Below are 15,881 nucleotides of genomic sequence, written 5' to 3' on the forward strand. Positions count from 1 at the left end.
TTTCTCGTTCACGGCCCCACCCAGTCACGCAGCGCGCCGACCTCCACGCCGTGCACCGCAAGCCGGCGACGCAAGTCGAGCACCGCCCGGTCCTTGCTGAACAGCCGGGCCCGGTGCGCGACGGCGAGGTCGACGAAGACCTGGTCGTCGACGTCGTCACACAGGCATGGCGCACGCGGTGCGTCTTCGACCATCTCGACGCGTCGATCGAAGGCCTCCAGCACGGACGCGGCAAGGCGTCCACGGCTCGCCAGCCGCGCAGCGATCAAGGGGTAGCCCAGCACGCGTTTCAGTTCGCCGCGCATCGCCGCGGTTGCGATCCACCGCACGGCGCCGGCATCGAGCGCCACCACCAAAGCCGCGCATCCCGGATCGTCGAACACCAGCAGGTCGAGGGCGATGTTGGTGTCGATGACGACGTGCATGGGCGGTGATGCTAACCCCCGGCACTTTCTGTTCAGAACCCGCGCAGGTCGTCCACCGCCATCGCCAGCTTGCCGGCGGTGATGCGCTCCAGCGCGCGCGTCATGACTTCGATGTCGTTGTCGAAGGCGCCGTGCGACGAGCGCTCCAGCACCGGCTGGCCGGCCGCGTCGAGTGCCACCTCGATGCGCGCCGCCTGCACGCGCTGGGTGCGCGACTCCAGCTTCGACGCCAGCGCGGCCTGGCGCCACAGGGCCAGCGCCTCGCCGGTGTCCGACGAACCGTCCCAGCCCGAATAGGCCGCGTCGTTGATGCGGTCCAGGCCGAGGATGGGCGTGTGCAAATCGGACTCCAGTGCGTTGGAGACCAGGTACAGCAGCGACTTTCGGTAGACGGGGCCGACCGTGTCCGCGCGCTCGACCGTGTCGGCGAGCACGTCGAGATGCAGCCGCTCCATCAGCTTCGCATCGGCCGCGTAATGGCGGTTGGCGAAGGCCACCGAGCAGGCCGGCGCCATCAGGCTCACCGAGGCGATACGAGCGCCGAGGCCGCCGTCGCGGCCGGCGCGCTGGCGTTCGGCCAGGGCGCCGAGCAGGTGGCCGATGGCGATCGCGCCGGCCGAATGCCCGACCAAGTGCAGCTCGAACTTCTCGCCCCAGTTGCCGGCCAGCGCCTGCACCGCGTCGAGCAGCAGGTCGCCGCCGCGCCGCACGGCGAAGGCCAGTTCGGCGTTCTCCTTCATCTCGCTCCACAGCGGCCGCGCCACGGGCCGGCCCACGCTTTTCTCGATGAGCAGGTCGGTCTTCTCGCTGACCCATTCGCCGGCGCCGGCGCCTGCTCGGGCCGGCTCGGTGCGGAAGGCATCGGCGAGGATGTTGCCGATGGTCTCGAACAGCCCCGTCTTCCACACCAGGAACAGCGGGTAGCAGCCATTGCCGATGAAGTAACGGCCCATGGCGCTGGCGCGCTTGATCGCCTCGTCCTCGCTGTTGAGCCCGCCATGCACGTAGAGCACCAGCCGCTTGGTGCTCACCTGCTGCTGGCGGAACCAGGTGTCGGGCAGCACGCAGGCCTGCTGCTGCAGCTTGCGCGGCTGCTCGTCCTCGGTGAGATAGCGGCTGACGCGGCCGTCGTTGCCGAGCACCACGCTGTGCTGGTAGGCCAGGCCGGTGTCCCACCACTTGCTGCGGTCGGTGCCCGAGAGCGCGGCGGACGCGCCGCTGCCGCCCACCGCCAGCCGGCCGGCGATGACGCCGGGCACGCCCAGCGCGACCACCCAGGCGTCCATCGCATTGGCCAGCCAGTCGAGGTAGCCGAGCACCGCGAAGCCGCCCGCGCCCCAGCCCTTGCCCCAGGAGTTCTGCAGGATGAAGCCCTGCGCGTTGAAGCCGATCAGCGCGAAGGCATGGCCACCCGTCTGCGAGCGGCGGCCGTCGAAGGCGATGAGCGGCAGGTCGGCATGCTTCTTCGGCGCCGGCGTCATGGGCACCGCATCCCATCCGGCATGGGTGAAGGCGGAGACGAAAACCGCGCGGTGCTGCGCGATGGCGGCCTGCAGGTCGGTGATGGACGTGGTGTCGACGCGGTAGTACACGCCCAGCGTGTTCTGCGAGGCGCGCGCCGCGAAGCCGTAGTTGGCGGGGTTCGATTTCTCGGGCAGGTAGGGCCAGTCCTGTTCCAGGCACACGCCGTGGTTGAACCAGCCCTTGATCGCGCCGCGGCAGCTCGACCCTTCGTAGTTCTCGCCATCGTACTCGTCGTGCCGCCGCGCGAGCGTGTAGAGCATGCGCGGGCTCACCGACTCGAACTTGGCCGGCAGGCCCGACTTGACCCAGCGCAGGTAGTTGATGACGCACGACAGCCCGAAGCCGGTGCAGGCGCCCTCGCGACCCTGGTCGAGGATCAGGCCGGCGCGGGTGTAGGCCGGCAGGTACTGCCGCACTTCCTCGGTCGGCGGAAACTCGTCGGGCAGGCTGATCGCGCTGGGCAGGAAGACGCGGTCGCGCAGGTCGGCCGCGTCCTTGCGCGTGCGGGAGACGGTGGCGCGTTCGACGGGCGACGGCGCGTCCGCCGCGGCCCTGGCAGCGGCAGCACCGCGCCCCGCGGCACCCGCACGCACGGGCGGCCACACCGCGGCCGCGCGCTCGTACACGTCCTCGAACCGATCGAGGCCGTGGGCGCCGCCGTTCACGAGCTTGCGCGCCTGGGCCAGGTCGCCGCCGCCGATGGCCTGGCGGAACTTGGCGGCCTTGTCGGCCAGGTACAGCGCCAGCAGCACGGCCGCCACTTCAGGCGCATTGGCCCGGTCGGGCGAAGCGCCGAGCGGCACGCCGATGCGTTCGCCGTAGCGCGTGTAGTTGTCCTTGCCGGTCAGCTGCACGAAGCCGCGACCGCGGTAGCGCTCACCGTCGCCGGGCTGGCTGTTGCCCAGGCTCGTGCGCTTGTCGTAAAGGCTGAAGGGCGGGCCGCCGGGCGGCGTGTTGAACTTCGACGGCGCCTCGGAGATGGGTACGAAGCCCTCGGTCTCGGCGCGGATGGTGCCCAGCGCGCCGAGGATCATGGCGCGGTCGGTCAGCTGCGCGACGCCGAGGGCGGCCTCGATGTAGGGCAGGTAGCGCGCGATGTTGGCCGGCTTGGTGGCCGGAAACAGCCGGCTGACGTTGCCGACGTTGAGCGCCAGCTCGAAGCGGCCCGTGTCGATCTCGATGAGGTCCAGCAACTGCTGGCAGCGCGGCCCGACCACGCCGTCGGCGATGAGGCCGACGCCGGCCTGCCAGCGGCGGATGGCGGCGTCGAAGTCGTCGTCGATGGCAGTGCCGGCGGACTGCAGCGAGGCGAAGGGCTTGGCATCGTCGCCCAGCACCTTCACGAGGGCCTTGCGCAGCCTCTCGACGTCCTCGCCGGCGCTCCCCTTGATCATCAGGATCTGCATGGCGGCTCCTCGGGCGGCAGTCGCCCAGCGCGAGGCATGTTGCTGCGCGTGCCCGGGGCTGTCCATCGGCCGAACCGGCTAGGCCATCGGGCGGTGCGGCGCAGAGGGCCGCGCGATCGCGATGCTCAGGCGGCCGGCTTGCCGCGCGCCGAGCCCGCCACCATGTCGAAGCGGAAGAGCCGGCATTCGATGGGCCCGTTCCACATCGGCACGCGGCGCGATTCCTTGAGCCGCATGCGCTTGGGCAGTTGCAGGTCGGGCGTGAGCACCCAGGCGGTCCAGCCGGCGAAGCTCTTCTTCCAGTGGCTGGCCAGCTGCTGGAAGAACTCGCCGCCGTCCTCGGTCTGCGCCTGCTCGCGGCGGCCGCGCGTGACGCCGCCGACCTCGATGCGCTCGCCATAGGGCGGATTGAGCACGATCACGCCCGACTCGGCAGGCGGCATGCGCTGCAAGGCATCGCCGCCGCGGAACTGCACCGCGGCCGCGACGCCGGCCCGCTCGGCATTGCGCTGCGCGAAGTCGACCATGCGGTGCGACACGTCGGAGCCGAAGATAGGCGCCGCGGTCGACGTGCGCACCGCCGCCTGCGCTTCAGCCTTGAGCGCCGCCCACACGTGCGCCTGAAAGGGCAACAGCTTCTCGAAGCCGAAGCGCCGCACGCTGCCCGCCGCGATGCCCAGCGCCAACTGCGCCGCCTCGATCGCGATGGTGCCGCTGCCGCAGCACGGGTCGTAGAGCGGTGCGTTCGCGATCTCGCCGGTCTCGGGGTTCCACCAGCCGCTGGCGGCCAGCATGGCGGCGGCCAGGGTTTCCTTGAGCGGTGCGTCGCCCTTGTCCTGGCGCCATCCGCGCTTGAAGAGCGACTCGCCGGAGGTGTCGATGTACAGCGTGCAGTGGGTGGCGTCGAGGTGCGCGAACACGCGCGCGTCGGGCCAGCGGGTCTCGATGCTCGGGCGCACGCCGCCGGCGCGCTCGCGGAAGCGGTCGACGATCGCGTCCTTGATGCGCAGGGTGGCGAAGTTGAGGCTCTTGAGCGGACTCTGCTGGGCCGTGGTCTCGATCTTGAAGGTGTTCCTGGCCGTGAACCAGATCTCCCAGGCCACGCCGCTCGCGATGGCGTACAGGTCGTGCTCGCTGCCGTAAGGCGCATGGGACAGCTCGATCAGCACGCGTTGCGCGAGCCGGCTGTGCAGGTTGAGCCGCAGCGCGTCGCGCCAGTCGGCGCGCACCCGCACGCCGCCGCGCAGGCTCAGCAGGTCCTGGCCGGCGCGACCGGTCAAGGCGTGCACTTCCTGGGCCAGGAAGTCTTCCACGCCGGCGGCGCAGGGAAGAAAAAGGGAAAGCTCGTTCATGGGGGAGGCGGTCAGTATCCCATGCAGGCTTCGGCGCGCCCGCGCACCTTCGCCGACCCCGGTGGCATAGCGCCTTCGCGCGATGGCTGCCGCGCACACCGGGTGGGAGAATGCGCGCGTCGCATCGCCGAAGGGCAGCCATGACCACCAGCGTGCTGATCGTCGAAGACGAACCCGAGTTCCTGCGCCGCTTCTCGGATGCGGTGCTGGCCGACCCGGCGCTGAACCTGGTCGGCGCCGTCGCCAACGGCCGCGCCGGCATCGCGATGCTCGATGCGCAGCCGCCCGACGTCATGCTGGTCGACCTGGGTCTGCCCGACATCGACGGCGTGGACGTGATCCTCCACGCGGCGCGCAAGCACCCGCAATGCGACGTGCTGGTGGTCACGATGTTCGGCGACGACCAGCACGTGGTCGACTCCATCGAGGCCGGCGCCACCGGCTACCTGCTGAAGGACGCGGGTGCCGATCGCATCGCCGGCAGCATCCACGAGCTGCGCGCGGGCGGCTCGCCGATCAGCCCCAGCATCGCGCGGCGCGTGCTCTCGCGCTTTCGCATCAGCACGGCGCCGCAGCCCGCACCGGCCAAGGACGTGCCGCCCTCGCCGCTGACCGAACGCGAGACCGAGATCCTGCGGCTGGCCGCCAAGGGCCTGAGCTTCGAGACCATCGGCGAGCTGACCGGCATCTCGCCGCATACCGTGGTGGCGCACGTCAAGAAGATCTACCGCAAGCTGGCCGTGCATTCGCGCGGCGAGGCGGTCTACGAAGCGAGCCAGATGGGGCTGCTGTGATGCGTGCAGCGCGCCTTGCCGGCGCGCTGTGCGGCGTTCTGCTGCGTGCGTCGGCGGCGATGCTGCTGGCATGCCTTGCCACGTTCGCTGATGCGGCGGCACAGGCGGCGGCACAGGCGGCGGCACAGGCGGCGGCACAGGCGGCGGCACAGGCGGCGGCGCAGGCGGCAGTGCAGCCAACCGTGCAGACGCCGCGCGTGGCACAGGTATACGCGGCCCCGGAGGTGCAGCGCAGTCCGCCACCGCCTGGCGCGGCCTGGCAGCCAGTGATGCTGCCCGACGACGCGGGCTATTCGCGCCCATCGCTGGCGCTGGTGCCGGCGTGGTATCGCGTCGGCTTCGTCTACCCCGACGACCCGGCGCGCCAGACCGCGTGGGCCGTCTACGTGCCCTACCTCTACGACGGCGGCGAGATCTGGCTCAACGGCGGCCTGATCGGCAGCGTGGCAGAAAGCAGCCCGGCCCTGCATGCACGCACCTACCGGCCGCAGATGGCGCTGCTGCCGCCCTCGCTGCTGCGTCCGGGGCCCAACGAGATCGCGATTCGCGCCGCGCCGTCGAAGGAATACCCGCTGCGCTTTCCGCAGCTGCGCATCGGCCCGCTGGACCAGATCCAGCCGCTGCACAACCGCCGCCTGTTCTGGGTGCGCACGGTGCCGGAGCTGACGGTGGTGGTGTCCTTCCTGTCGGCCGGCTTCGTCGCCTTCATCTGGTGGCGGCGCCGCGAAGAGGTGCTCTACGGCCTCTTCGGGCTGGCCGCGGCGCTGTGGGCCGTGCGCACCATGACCTTTCTGATCGACAGCATGCCGATCGGGCCCTGGCACTGGTGGCGCGTGTTCTACCAATGCGCGACCGGCGGCTTCGTGATCGTGATGGCGGTGTTCACGCTGCACTACGCAGGCGTGCGCCGACGATGGCTGGACCGCGCGCTGGTCGGCTACGGGCTGGTGGGGCCGTTGTGGTTCGCCATCGGCGGCTTCGAGGCCGAGCTGGCCATCGCGCGCTGGTGGCTGGGCGGCATGGTGGGCGTGGGCCTGCTGATCATCGCCATCGCCTTCGTCTATGCCCGGCGCCGCGGCACGCTGACCGCGGCGGCGCTGTTCGCGGTGATGGCTTTCGCGGTGCTCGTGGGCATCCACGACTACCTGCTGACCTGGAACCCGGCGCTGCTCGCGCGCGTGCTGCCGACGTGGACCGGCCACCGCATCCACCTGCTGCACTACGGCTCGAACACGCTGCTGCTGGCCATGGGCGCGCTGCTCGTGTCGCGCTTCCTGCGCACGCTGCGTTCGCTGGAAGACCTCAACCGCACGCTCGAAACCCGCGTGGCCGACCGCGAACGCGCGCTGGCCGACAACTACCAGCGCCTGGCCGCGCTCGAGCGCGAGCATGCCGCCTCGGAAGAACGCCAGCTGATCATGCGCGACCTGCACGACGGGCTGGGCTCGCAGCTGTTCACCTCGCTGTCGCGGGTGGAGCGCGGCGACATGGATGCGCAGCAGACCGCGACGATGCTGCGCGCCTGCATCGCCGACATGCGGCTCGCACTCGATGCACTGGCCTCCGGCGAGCACGACCTGGGTGCGGCGCTGGGCAACTTCATGTTCCGATGGGAAGGCCAGCTCGTGGCGGCCGGCGTGCATCCGGCCTGGGACGTCGAGTTGCCGGAAGACGGCATGACGCTGTCGCCGCATGCCGCGCTGCAACTGCTGCGTGTGGCGCAAGAGGCCTTGACCAACGTGCTCAAGCACGCGCACGCCAGCCAGGTGCAGGTGCGCCTGCGCCGCGCTGGCGACTTGCTGGAGATGGCCGTCGAAGACAACGGCCGCGGGCTGGCACCCGAACCGCGGCGCGAGGGCCACGGCCTGCGCAACATGCAGGCGCGGGCCCGACGGCTGGGCGGCACGCTCGAGCTGCGGCCGGGCACCGCGGGCGGCAGCCGTGTGCTTTTGCGCCTGCCGATGACGGCGGCTGCCGCAACGCCGGCGTGAATCGCAAGCTGTCTGGAATGCTTTCGCGACGGGTCGTTACCCAGCTCCGGGCAAGTTGACGTGCCTGCCCTCCCCTAAGACCACCCCGGAGCTATTTTGAATATCAACAGCAGAAGCAATTCTTCCAGCCCGCGTATCGGCACTATCGCGGAACGGGAAAAATCGAATAACTTTCCAATCGAGCAACTGACAAAAACACTGGACGAGATCATTTATGACAAGGAGCTTGCTCTGCCGGGCAATTTCCATCAATTGCATCTGCATGACGACTCCCAGCGTTCGATGCTCGTCAATGCCATCCTCGACTGGCCAAAGCTCGACAGCGGGGGAAAAATTGCAATGCTCCAGGCAATGGGGCAGGGATTTCCGGAAACGCTTCATCTGACCAGTCGAGCCGTCGCGGTCGATGCGTTTGTCGATTTCATTGCCGATCCTGATTGTTCGCTCGATCGCTTGGGCCTCGATATCACGAGTCTTATCGATCTCGATTTCGAAAGAATTGCACGCGCATTGCAAAATCTTTCGAGCTTAACCGACCTGTCGCTACATAGCTTCGGGACAAAGTGGTTCGGAGAACCCGTCGCTGCCATCTTGGACAATAACCGATCACTGAAGCTCTTCAGCCTGACCGGATTACCCATGAATACCGAAGATGGTTCGATCGTGATCCAAGCTTTGAAAAGCAATACCAGCCTCGAATCTTTGATTTTTTCGTACAACGAAATTGACGAGGCTTGCGCTTTCTTGATCGCTGAGTCCGTGGCCCGCAATCGAAATCTCCTGAGCCTGCAGTTTGTAGGAAATCGCCTGAAGGATTCAGGCGTTGAGCACATCTGCAAGCTCCTGGAAAAGTCCAATGTGCAGACACTGGAAATCACGGATGGAGGCATCACCCAAGCAAGTATTCGCAGACTGCTTTCAACCCCCCTGTTGGTATTGGCGCTCGGTGGCCCAGAAATCAACAATGAAGTTGCCAAGCAGATCGCTGCATCCATGGCAAGCAATACCTCGTTGAAAACGCTGGACCTTGCTTTTTGTGGCATTGGGAACGAAGGCGTCGCAGCACTTGCCGGCATGCTGAAAACAAATGATTCGCTCGAAGAACTCGACCTCAGTTTTAACAAATTCGATAACGCGGGCTTCAAGGCCATTGGCGCGATACTCAAAAACAATGTGTCGCTGATCGATCTGAAGTTGCACAACAACCACCCTCGGTTGTCCGGTTTTGAAGCCCTTCGTATGGGCGTTTGGCACAACCTCAATCTGCGCAGCCTGACCTGCGAATACAGCATGGACCACAATCATGGCAAGTGGTGGAATCGTCTTCCAAGCTTCTATCGAATACAGATCGAACAGGAAATCGAAATCATCGATTGGTGCATAAAGCAAAATCAGGACGCGGAACGAAGATTTGTATTCACGGGTGCATTTGCATGCCTGCTCAGCAAACAATACTTGCCAGCGGACGTCGTCACTCAAATCGGCAGATTCGTGTGGCGGCTGAGCAGGGTCAGCGGTGAGGAACTGGCCGACCTGGTCGACCCCCGGCCTTTGCAGACGAAAAAGTAGCCCAACCGGCCTGGTGTCTTCACCACCTCGCCTTGCACCCGATGCTCCCGCATTCGCGGGATGCCTGACGCGAACGCGGAATTCCCGGCACGGCGCGTTCTTTCTAGATTGCATGCACGGACGCCTCGAGCGCCCCGTGTTTGAAAGCAGGAAGGAAGCGCCATGCAGAGCCCCCATCGGAACCCGACCCGTTCGCCCTCATGGTTCTCGCGCCGCCCTGCCCGACGCCCATCCAGCCTGCCGCGGCTGATGCTGGGCTCGCTGGCGGCCGCCGCGGTGATGCTGGCCGCGCTGGCCTTGCTGGGCCACTGGCAGGCAGAGGCCAGCACCACGGCGCCGGTTCGCACGTCGGCATTTCCGGGCACTACCGACAACCCCTCGCCCGTGCCAGCGGCCAGCGACGTGCTGGGCCAGCCGACGCCCGTGCCAGACGAGCCGGTCGCCACCTTCTGAGCCAGACCCGGAGAGCGACCATGAACGCCACCAGCCAAGCCCGCGAGCCCCGCGATGCGCCGTGGGCCGTCGTGCCCTGCCTGCTGCTGTCCGTGCTCGGCCTGGGCCTGCTGCTGATCTCGCACTGGAGCCTGGCCTGAAGTCCTTTTGAGAGCGCGAGACGACGGCGGGCGCACGCCCCGCGGCCGCCGGACGACGCGCCCGCGGGCTTATGCTCCGGGCATGTCCGCCGAGCCGCCCCGTCCCGAGGCCCTTGCACCCCCACGCGTCGCCGCCCGGCGCTACGGCGCGGTCGCGATGACGCTGCACTGGCTGCTCGCGCTGATGATCGTCACGTCCTTCAGCGTCGGGCTCTACATGTCGGGCCTGCCTTTCTCGCCGCTTCGGCTCAAGCTCTTCAATTGGCACAAGTGGGCCGGCATCACCATCCTCGGCCTGACCGCGCTGCGGCTGCTGTGGCGCCTGTCGCACCCGCCGCCGCCGCTGCCGGCCTGCATCGTGGCCGCCATGCCGGGCTGGCAGCTGGTGGCGCACCGCGGCACACACCTGCTGCTGTACCTGCTGTTCTTCGCGGTGCCGCTGGCCGGCTGGGCCTACAGCTCGGCGCTGGGCTTTCCGATCGTCTGGTTGGGCCTGGTGCCGTTGCCGGACCTCGTGCCGGTCGACAAGCAGCTCGCCGAGGCCGTGCTCAAGCCGCTGCACCAGGGCAGCGCCTTCACACTGGCGGCCGTGGCCTCGCTGCATGCGGCGGCGGCGCTCAAGCACCATTGGGTGGACCGTGACGGGCTGATGGACCGCATGTGGCCGCTTTCGCACCAGGGGCATCGCAGATGAGTTCGTTCCATCCTGGCTGGCGCGCGCTGCTCGCGTCCGCCCTGCTCGCCGCGGCCGCCGGTGCCTGCGCGGCCGGCGGCGAGCCCATGGCCAAGCTGGTCCCGGGCCAGGGCCAGATCGCCTTCGTCAGCAAGCAGATGGGGGTGCCGGTCGAAGGCGAGTTCCGCAAGTTCGAGGCCCAGATCGGCTTCGACCCGAAGAAGCCCGAGGGCGGCACGGTGACGCTGCAGATCGACATGGCCAGCGCCACGCTGGGCGTGCCGCAGAGCGACGCCGAGCTGCCCAAGCCGCCGTGGTTCGACACCGCGCGCTTTCCGCAAGCCAGCTTTCAGTCGAACGCCATCAAGAGCCTGGGTGGCGGGCGTTTCGAGGTCGCGGGCCGGCTGACCCTCAAGGGTCGCAGCCAGGAACTCGTGGTGCCGGTGGCGATCACGCAGTCGGGCGAGCGCTCGACCGCAACCGGAAGCTTTACGATCCAGCGCCTCGCCTTCAAGGTCGGCGAAGGTGAATGGACCGACACAGCCATGGTCGGCGACGAAGTGCAGGTGCGCTTCAAGCTGGTCCTGACCGGGCTGAAGCCCCTTTGAACACGCCATGCACGCATCCACCCCCATGCCCAAGCCCAAACCCGTCACGTTGAAGAAGCTCGCTGCGGCAACAGGGGCCCTTGTCGCTGCCGTCGCCGCGGTCGCGACCGCGGCGCCCCAGGCCTTCGCGCAGACCGCGCCCGAGATGGCCGCCCAGCCCGCAGGCGGGCCGGTCAAGGGCGCCAGTTATGTGGTCGACCCTACCCACACCTTCGTGATGTACGAGATGGGCCACTACGGCACCACCACCAACCGCGGCCGCTTCAGCACCAAGGACGGCACGATCAAGATCGACCCCAACGGCAGGGCCGGCAAGATCGACATCACGATGGACATCAGCTCCGTCAACACCGGGGTCGACCTGCTCAACCGCCACGTGCTGAGCCGGGACTTCTTCAACGTCGCCGAGTTTCCGGTGGCCCGGTTCGTGGCCGACAAGATCGACTTCAGCGGCGACAAGGTGACCGAGGTCGACGGCACGCTGACCCTGATGGGCCAGACCAAGCCGGTGAAGCTGAAGGCCAGCCGCTTCGGCTGCTACCTGAGCCCGCTGATCAAGCGGCAGGTGTGCGGCGGCGATTTCGAAACCATCGTGGAGCGCAGCAACTGGGGCATCACCTGGGGCATTCCGTTCGGGTTCGAGGACAGGGTGCGGTTGCTGGTGCAGGTGGAGGCGGTGAACATCACCGGCGGGAGCTGAGTCGGTGGTCACAGGCTGTGACCACCTCGGCTTTCTCGGCGGCATCTGCATGCCATCTGCATGCCATCTGCATGCGTTTGCATGCTTTACAGCAGACTCTCCGGCGCCAGCGGCGCCAGGATCTCCAGCATCACACGATCCCACAGGGTCGAATCGGGCTCCGTGGTCAGCACCTGCTCGACGCCGGCTTCGTCGCTCACCCATTCGATGCGCTCGGTGCCGGGCGCGAAGCGCACGCGGTAGGCGCCCTGCTGCTTGAGCACCTCGATGATCTTGAGCACCTGCTGCGCCATCTCGCGGCTGAAGATGATGAGGCCGATCTCGGTGTTGTGCACCTCGGAGCGCGGGTCGAAGTTCATCGAGCCGACGAAGAGCACGCGCCCGTCGATCACGGCCGACTTGGCATGCAGCCGGCCGACCTGCGTGCCGAAGAGGCCCAGCCGCACGCTGCGGCGGGTGCGCTGCGAGCTGAGTTCGTGGATTTCGGTGTCCAGGCGCAGCATGTCGGGCCGGTAGCGCCGGTAGCCGGTGTGCACCACCGGCTCGTCGGTCGCGGCGAGCGAATTGGTGACCACGCTGATCTTCATGCCGCGGCCGCGCACCTCGCGCATGGCCTCGAGCCCGCCCTTGCCGGGGATGAGGTAGGGCGAGACGATGGTGACGTCGGAGCGCCCGCGCCGGATCTGCTCGATGACGTTGTAGCGAACGCTGTCGACGTCCATCAACGGGATGCCGCCGTAGCTGGCCTGCTTTCCGACCACGCGGTCGGGCGAATCGGCGTAGGCCTCGGCGCGGGTCCAGATGAGGTCGAGCCGGCCGGCCTGGATGTCGTCGCGGATCGGGCCGTAGCCCAGCAGGTCGTTCGGTGGCGGCGCGCGCGGCGCGGGCGTCGTGGCGGGCGCCGTGAGTTCCTCGAAGCGGCGCTGGCGCGCCTCGCGCGGCACCTGCGTGGCGATCACCGCTTCGATGGGCCGCACGTGTTCGCTGTTCCAGTACTGGTCGAACAGGCTGGCCAGGCGCGGGATCAGCGCGCCGGCGACGAAGGTGTCGAGGTCGATGAAGTTGGCACCGGCCGTCTGCGTGAAGTACTCGTTGCCGATGTTGCGGCCGCCGGCCACGGCCATCGCGCCGTCGGCAATGAAGAGCTTGTTGTGCATGCGCCGGTTGACGCGGCTGAAGTCGAAGAGCGACGCGGAAAAGCGCCCGAGCATGCTGCCGCGGCCCGCGGGGAACGGATTGAAGAGGCGCAGCTCGACGTTGGGCGTGGCCGCCAGCGCGAGCAGCAGTTCGTCTTCGCCCGAGGTGTACAGGTCGTCCATCAGCAGGCGCACGCGCACGCCGCGCCGGGCGGCGTCGCGCAGGGTGCGCATCAGGTAGCGGCCGGTCTCGTCGTTGTAGATCTGGTAGTACTGCACGTCGAGCGTGCGCTCGGCGCGGCGCGCCAGCTCGAGGCGGGTGTTGAGCGCGTAGTCGCCGCCGGGCAGCAGCCGAAAGCCGCTCAGGTCGGGGTCGGGTTGCGAGGCCTTGGCGATGCGGCCGAGGGCGGTGCCCGCGTCGAGCGGCACGGCCTTCGAGGCGGTGCGCTCGAAATCGGCGGGGAGCATGGCGCAGCCGCTCGCGAGCAGCAGCAGCGCCACCAGTGCCAAGCCCAGGCCCAGACGCATCCAGTGCGGCCACAGGCTCGGGCGCGCGTTCATCGCTACAAGGCCTTGCGCAGGTTCGCGGGCGCGATGCGCAGCGCCTCGCGGTACTTGGCCACGGTGCGGCGCGCGCATTCGATGCCCTGCTCCTTGAGCATCTCGGACACCTGGCTGTCCGACAAAGGCTTCTTCACATCCTCGGCGCTCACGAACTGCTTGATCAGCGCGCGCACCGCGGTGCTGGACGCATTGCCGCCGGTCTCCGTGCCCAGCGCCGAGCCGAAGAAGTACTTGAGCTCGACCGTGCCGTAGGGCGTGGCCATGTACTTGGCGGTCGTCACGCGGCTGATGGTCGATTCGTGCAGGCCGAGTTCGTCGGCGATCTCGCGCAGCACCAGCGGCCGCATGGCCAGCTCGCCGTGGACGAAGTAGCTCTTCTGCCGCTCGACGATGGCGTTGGACACGCGCAGGATGGTGTCGAAGCGCTGCTGGATGTTCTTGATGAACCAGCGCGCCTCCTGCAGCCGCTGCGACAGCGCCTGGCTGCCTTCGCCCTTGTGCGCCTTCAGCGCGCCGGCATAGATGTCGTGCACGCGCAGCCGCGGCATGACCTCGGGATTGAGCATGACGCGGAACTTCGCATTGCCGCCCTGGCCGATGCGGGTGACGATGACGTCCGGGATGACGATGTTGCGCTCGACGTCGACGAAGCGGCGCCCGGGCTTGGGTTCGAGCCGGGCGATGAGCTGCAGCGCGGAGCGCACCTCGTCCTCGTTGCTGCGCGTGAGCGTGGCGAGTCGCTTGAAGTCGCGCTTGGCCAGCAGCTCCATCGGCTGCTTGCAGATGGCCATCGCGGTGCGGCGCACCTGCTCTTCCTCGTCGGTGTCGTCCTCGTCCTGCTGCGCGCGCAGCTGGATGGTGAGGCACTCGGCCAGGCTGCGCGCGCCGACGCCGGCCGGCTCCAGGCTCTGCAGCAGGCCCAGCGCAACCTGGAAGTGATGGACCAGGTCGTCGAACTGGTCGTTGTCGTCGCCGGCCAGGCCCGAGGCCAGCGCGGGCAGCGAATCTTCAAGGTAGCCGTCGTCGTTGAGCGATTCGATCAGGAAGCGCAGGGCCGCGCGGTCGTTGTCTTCGAGGCGCAGCGACAGCGCCTGGCGGTGCAGGAAGGACTGCAGCGACTCCTGGCTGCGGGCGAGCTCGGTGGCATCGGGGCGCTCCTCGTCGCCAGGGCCGCTGTTGTTGCGGGCGGGGGCGTCGCCGCCCCACTCGCTGTCGTCGGGCGCCATGTCGGCCGTGCCGTCGCCTTCCCAGCCGGGCTCGGTCTCGGGGCTGTCGGAGCCCTCGGTGCCGGTGGCCGACTCGCCTTCGCCGGCCGACGCCGAGGCGCTTTCGGAGGACGAGGACGATGATGCGCCGGGCGTGTAATCGCTTTCCGTTGCCGAGGCGTCGAAGGCATCGGAGGCTTCCGAGGCTTCTACGGCTTCGGACTGGCGGTCGTCGTCGCGCACCGGCGTGTCGGCGGCTTCCAGGCCGAACTCCTCGCGCGGCGCTTCGTCGGCGGCGCGTTCCAGGAAAGGGTTTTCGTCGAGCATCTGCTCGACCTCCTGGCCCAGCTCGAGCGTCGACAGCTGCAGCAGCCGGATCGACTGCTGCAGTTGGGGCGTCAGCGCGAGGTGCTGCGAAACGCGCAGCGAGAGCCCTTGCTTCATGTACGTCGGCCTTACATCCGGAAATGCTCGCCCAGGTACACGCGCCGTACCTCGGCGTTGTCGACGATCTCCGAAGGCGTGCCTTGTGCCAGCACATGCCCGTCGCTGATGATGAAAGCGTGGTCGCAGATGCCCAGCGTCTCACGCACGTTGTGGTCGGTGATGAGCACGCCGATGCCGCGCTCCTTCAGGAAATTGATGATGCGCTGGATCTCGATCACCGCAATCGGGTCGATGCCGGCGAAGGGCTCGTCGAGCAGGATGAAGCGGGGCTGCGTGGCCAGCGCACGCGCGATCTCGACGCGGCGGCGCTCGCCGCCCGACAGCGCCAGCGCCGGCGAATCGCGCAGGTGGTCCACGCGCAGGTCGTGCAGCAACTCGCTCAGGCGCTCTTCGATGCGGGCCTTGGGCAAGGGCAGCGCCCGGCCGTCGCCGTTGGGCTCGCGCTGCAGTTCGAGCACGGCGCGCACGTTTTCCTCGACCGTGAGCTTGCGGAAGATCGAGGCCTCTTGCGGCAGGTAGCTCAAGCCCATGCGGGCCCGGCGATGGATCGGCATGTGCGCGATGGGCTCACCGTCGATGCTGATCTCTCCGGCATCGGCCCGCACCAGGCCGACGATCATGTAGAACGACGTGGTCTTGCCGGCGCCGTTGGGGCCCAGCAGACCGACCACCTCGCCCTTTTCGACGCCGAGCGAAACGTCCTTGACGACCTTGCGGCTGCCGTAGCTCTTCTGGAGACCGCGCGCCTCGAGGCGGCTGCCGGACGTACCGGCGCCGCCGTTGACGCGGCCAGGGACCGTGCGGGCTTCGTCGTTCACTGGCGCGATTCCCCGCCGAGCGCGGTGGTGGGGCGCAGGCCCTGGCCGGGCGCCTGGGCCTTGGGCTGGGTGGCGG

At 68.2% G+C, this 15,881-nt stretch carries 13 protein-coding genes; 7 read left to right on the forward strand and 6 right to left on the reverse strand.

Going from position 1 to position 15,881, the window contains the following annotated elements; translation table 11 throughout:
- Positions 1 to 8: 8 nt before the first annotated feature.
- The 3 genes from B0W80_RS22465 to B0W80_RS22475 all read right to left on the reverse strand — a co-directional run bounded on the left by B0W80_RS22465 (position 9) and on the right by B0W80_RS22475 (position 4,707).
- Positions 9 to 425 carry a putative toxin-antitoxin system toxin component, PIN family gene (locus B0W80_RS22465; RefSeq protein WP_077001379.1) on the reverse strand — a complete coding sequence of 139 codons (417 nt, stop codon included), beginning with the start codon at positions 423 to 425 and terminating at the stop codon, positions 9 to 11.
- A gap of 32 nt (positions 426 to 457) precedes the next feature.
- A complete protein-coding gene (locus tag B0W80_RS22470) occupies positions 458 to 3,355 on the reverse strand; it encodes a C1 family peptidase (RefSeq protein ID WP_077001380.1) in 2,898 nt (965 codons plus the stop codon).
- Between the two features lie 125 nt (positions 3,356 to 3,480).
- Entirely contained in the window at positions 3,481 to 4,707 is a 1,227-nt protein-coding gene (locus B0W80_RS22475; protein ID WP_077001381.1) for a class I SAM-dependent RNA methyltransferase, read from the reverse strand.
- A 140-nt stretch (positions 4,708 to 4,847) separates the two neighbouring features.
- Between B0W80_RS22475 and B0W80_RS22480 the strand changes: the two genes are divergently transcribed.
- From B0W80_RS22480 to B0W80_RS22510, 7 genes are all read left to right on the forward strand, one after another.
- Positions 4,848 to 5,501, forward strand: coding sequence for a response regulator transcription factor (locus B0W80_RS22480; RefSeq protein ID WP_077001382.1), 654 nt, complete (start codon positions 4,848 to 4,850; stop codon positions 5,499 to 5,501).
- Positions 5,501 to 7,492: an ATP-binding protein gene (locus tag B0W80_RS22485; RefSeq protein ID WP_077001383.1), complete on the forward strand. Its 1,992-nt coding sequence runs from the start codon at positions 5,501 to 5,503 to the stop codon at positions 7,490 to 7,492. Before B0W80_RS22480 ends, B0W80_RS22485 begins: the two co-directional genes overlap by 1 nt.
- 96 nt (positions 7,493 to 7,588) lie before the next feature.
- Positions 7,589 to 9,061 carry a hypothetical protein gene (locus B0W80_RS22490; RefSeq protein ID WP_143684738.1) on the forward strand — a complete coding sequence of 491 codons (1,473 nt, stop codon included), beginning with the start codon at positions 7,589 to 7,591 and terminating at the stop codon, positions 9,059 to 9,061.
- Positions 9,062 to 9,223: 162 nt separating this feature from the next.
- On the forward strand, positions 9,224 to 9,514 hold the full coding sequence (locus B0W80_RS22495) for a hypothetical protein (RefSeq protein ID WP_143684739.1): 291 nt from the start codon (positions 9,224 to 9,226) through the stop codon (positions 9,512 to 9,514).
- A gap of 222 nt (positions 9,515 to 9,736) precedes the next feature.
- Positions 9,737 to 10,348, forward strand: a complete 612-nt coding sequence (locus tag B0W80_RS22500; protein WP_077001386.1) for a cytochrome b — start codon at positions 9,737 to 9,739, stop codon at positions 10,346 to 10,348.
- The gene (locus tag B0W80_RS22505; protein ID WP_077001387.1) at positions 10,345 to 10,935 is read left to right on the forward strand and encodes a YceI family protein; all 591 of its coding nucleotides are present in this window, start codon (positions 10,345 to 10,347) and stop codon (positions 10,933 to 10,935) included. Before B0W80_RS22500 ends, B0W80_RS22505 begins: the two co-directional genes overlap by 4 nt.
- A 25-nt stretch (positions 10,936 to 10,960) precedes the next feature.
- On the forward strand, positions 10,961 to 11,635 hold the full coding sequence (locus B0W80_RS22510) for a YceI family protein (protein ID WP_143684740.1): 675 nt from the start codon (positions 10,961 to 10,963) through the stop codon (positions 11,633 to 11,635).
- Between the two features lie 86 nt (positions 11,636 to 11,721).
- Here B0W80_RS22510 and B0W80_RS22515 read toward each other — a convergent pair whose 3' ends face one another.
- Genes B0W80_RS22515 through lptB form a run of 3 tightly spaced genes read right to left on the reverse strand, consistent with a single transcriptional unit; the run spans position 11,722 to position 15,805 of the window.
- Complete coding sequence (locus B0W80_RS22515; protein ID WP_077001398.1) at positions 11,722 to 13,299, reverse strand: phospholipase D-like domain-containing protein; 1,578 nt, start codon at positions 13,297 to 13,299, stop codon at positions 11,722 to 11,724.
- Between the two features lie 35 nt (positions 13,300 to 13,334).
- Positions 13,335 to 14,984: an RNA polymerase factor sigma-54 gene (rpoN, locus tag B0W80_RS22520; RefSeq protein WP_077001388.1), complete on the reverse strand. Its 1,650-nt coding sequence runs from the start codon at positions 14,982 to 14,984 to the stop codon at positions 13,335 to 13,337.
- 11 nt (positions 14,985 to 14,995) lie between these two features.
- Complete coding sequence (gene lptB, locus B0W80_RS22525; protein ID WP_077001389.1) at positions 14,996 to 15,805, reverse strand: LPS export ABC transporter ATP-binding protein; 810 nt, start codon at positions 15,803 to 15,805, stop codon at positions 14,996 to 14,998.
- Positions 15,806 to 15,881: the final 76 nt, after the last annotated feature.

This window comes from Variovorax sp. KK3 (assembly GCF_001984055.1).
Classification (GTDB): domain Bacteria; phylum Pseudomonadota; class Gammaproteobacteria; order Burkholderiales; family Burkholderiaceae_C; genus Variovorax.

Bases quoted from the DNA above. Each gene is read 5' to 3' on its own strand.
- B0W80_RS22505 (WP_077001387.1), top strand. From the start codon at position 10,345: ATGAGTTCGTTCCATCCTGGCTGGCGCGCGCTGCTCGCGTCCGCCCTG.
- B0W80_RS22485 (WP_077001383.1), top strand. From the start codon at position 5,501: ATGCGTGCAGCGCGCCTTGCCGGCGCGCTGTGCGGCGTTCTGCTGCGT.
- B0W80_RS22495 (WP_143684739.1), top strand. From the start codon at position 9,224: ATGCAGAGCCCCCATCGGAACCCGACCCGTTCGCCCTCATGGTTCTCG.
- B0W80_RS22480 (WP_077001382.1), top strand. From the start codon at position 4,848: ATGACCACCAGCGTGCTGATCGTCGAAGACGAACCCGAGTTCCTGCGC.
- B0W80_RS22500 (WP_077001386.1), top strand. From the start codon at position 9,737: ATGTCCGCCGAGCCGCCCCGTCCCGAGGCCCTTGCACCCCCACGCGTC.
- B0W80_RS22510 (WP_143684740.1), top strand. From the start codon at position 10,961: ATGCCCAAGCCCAAACCCGTCACGTTGAAGAAGCTCGCTGCGGCAACA.
- B0W80_RS22515 (WP_077001398.1), bottom strand. From the start codon at position 13,299: ATGCGTCTGGGCCTGGGCTTGGCACTGGTGGCGCTGCTGCTGCTCGCG.
- B0W80_RS22470 (WP_077001380.1), bottom strand. From the start codon at position 3,355: ATGCAGATCCTGATGATCAAGGGGAGCGCCGGCGAGGACGTCGAGAGG.
- B0W80_RS22465 (WP_077001379.1), bottom strand. From the start codon at position 425: ATGCACGTCGTCATCGACACCAACATCGCCCTCGACCTGCTGGTGTTC.
- B0W80_RS22475 (WP_077001381.1), bottom strand. From the start codon at position 4,707: ATGAACGAGCTTTCCCTTTTTCTTCCCTGCGCCGCCGGCGTGGAAGAC.
- rpoN (WP_077001388.1), bottom strand. From the start codon at position 14,984: ATGAAGCAAGGGCTCTCGCTGCGCGTTTCGCAGCACCTCGCGCTGACG.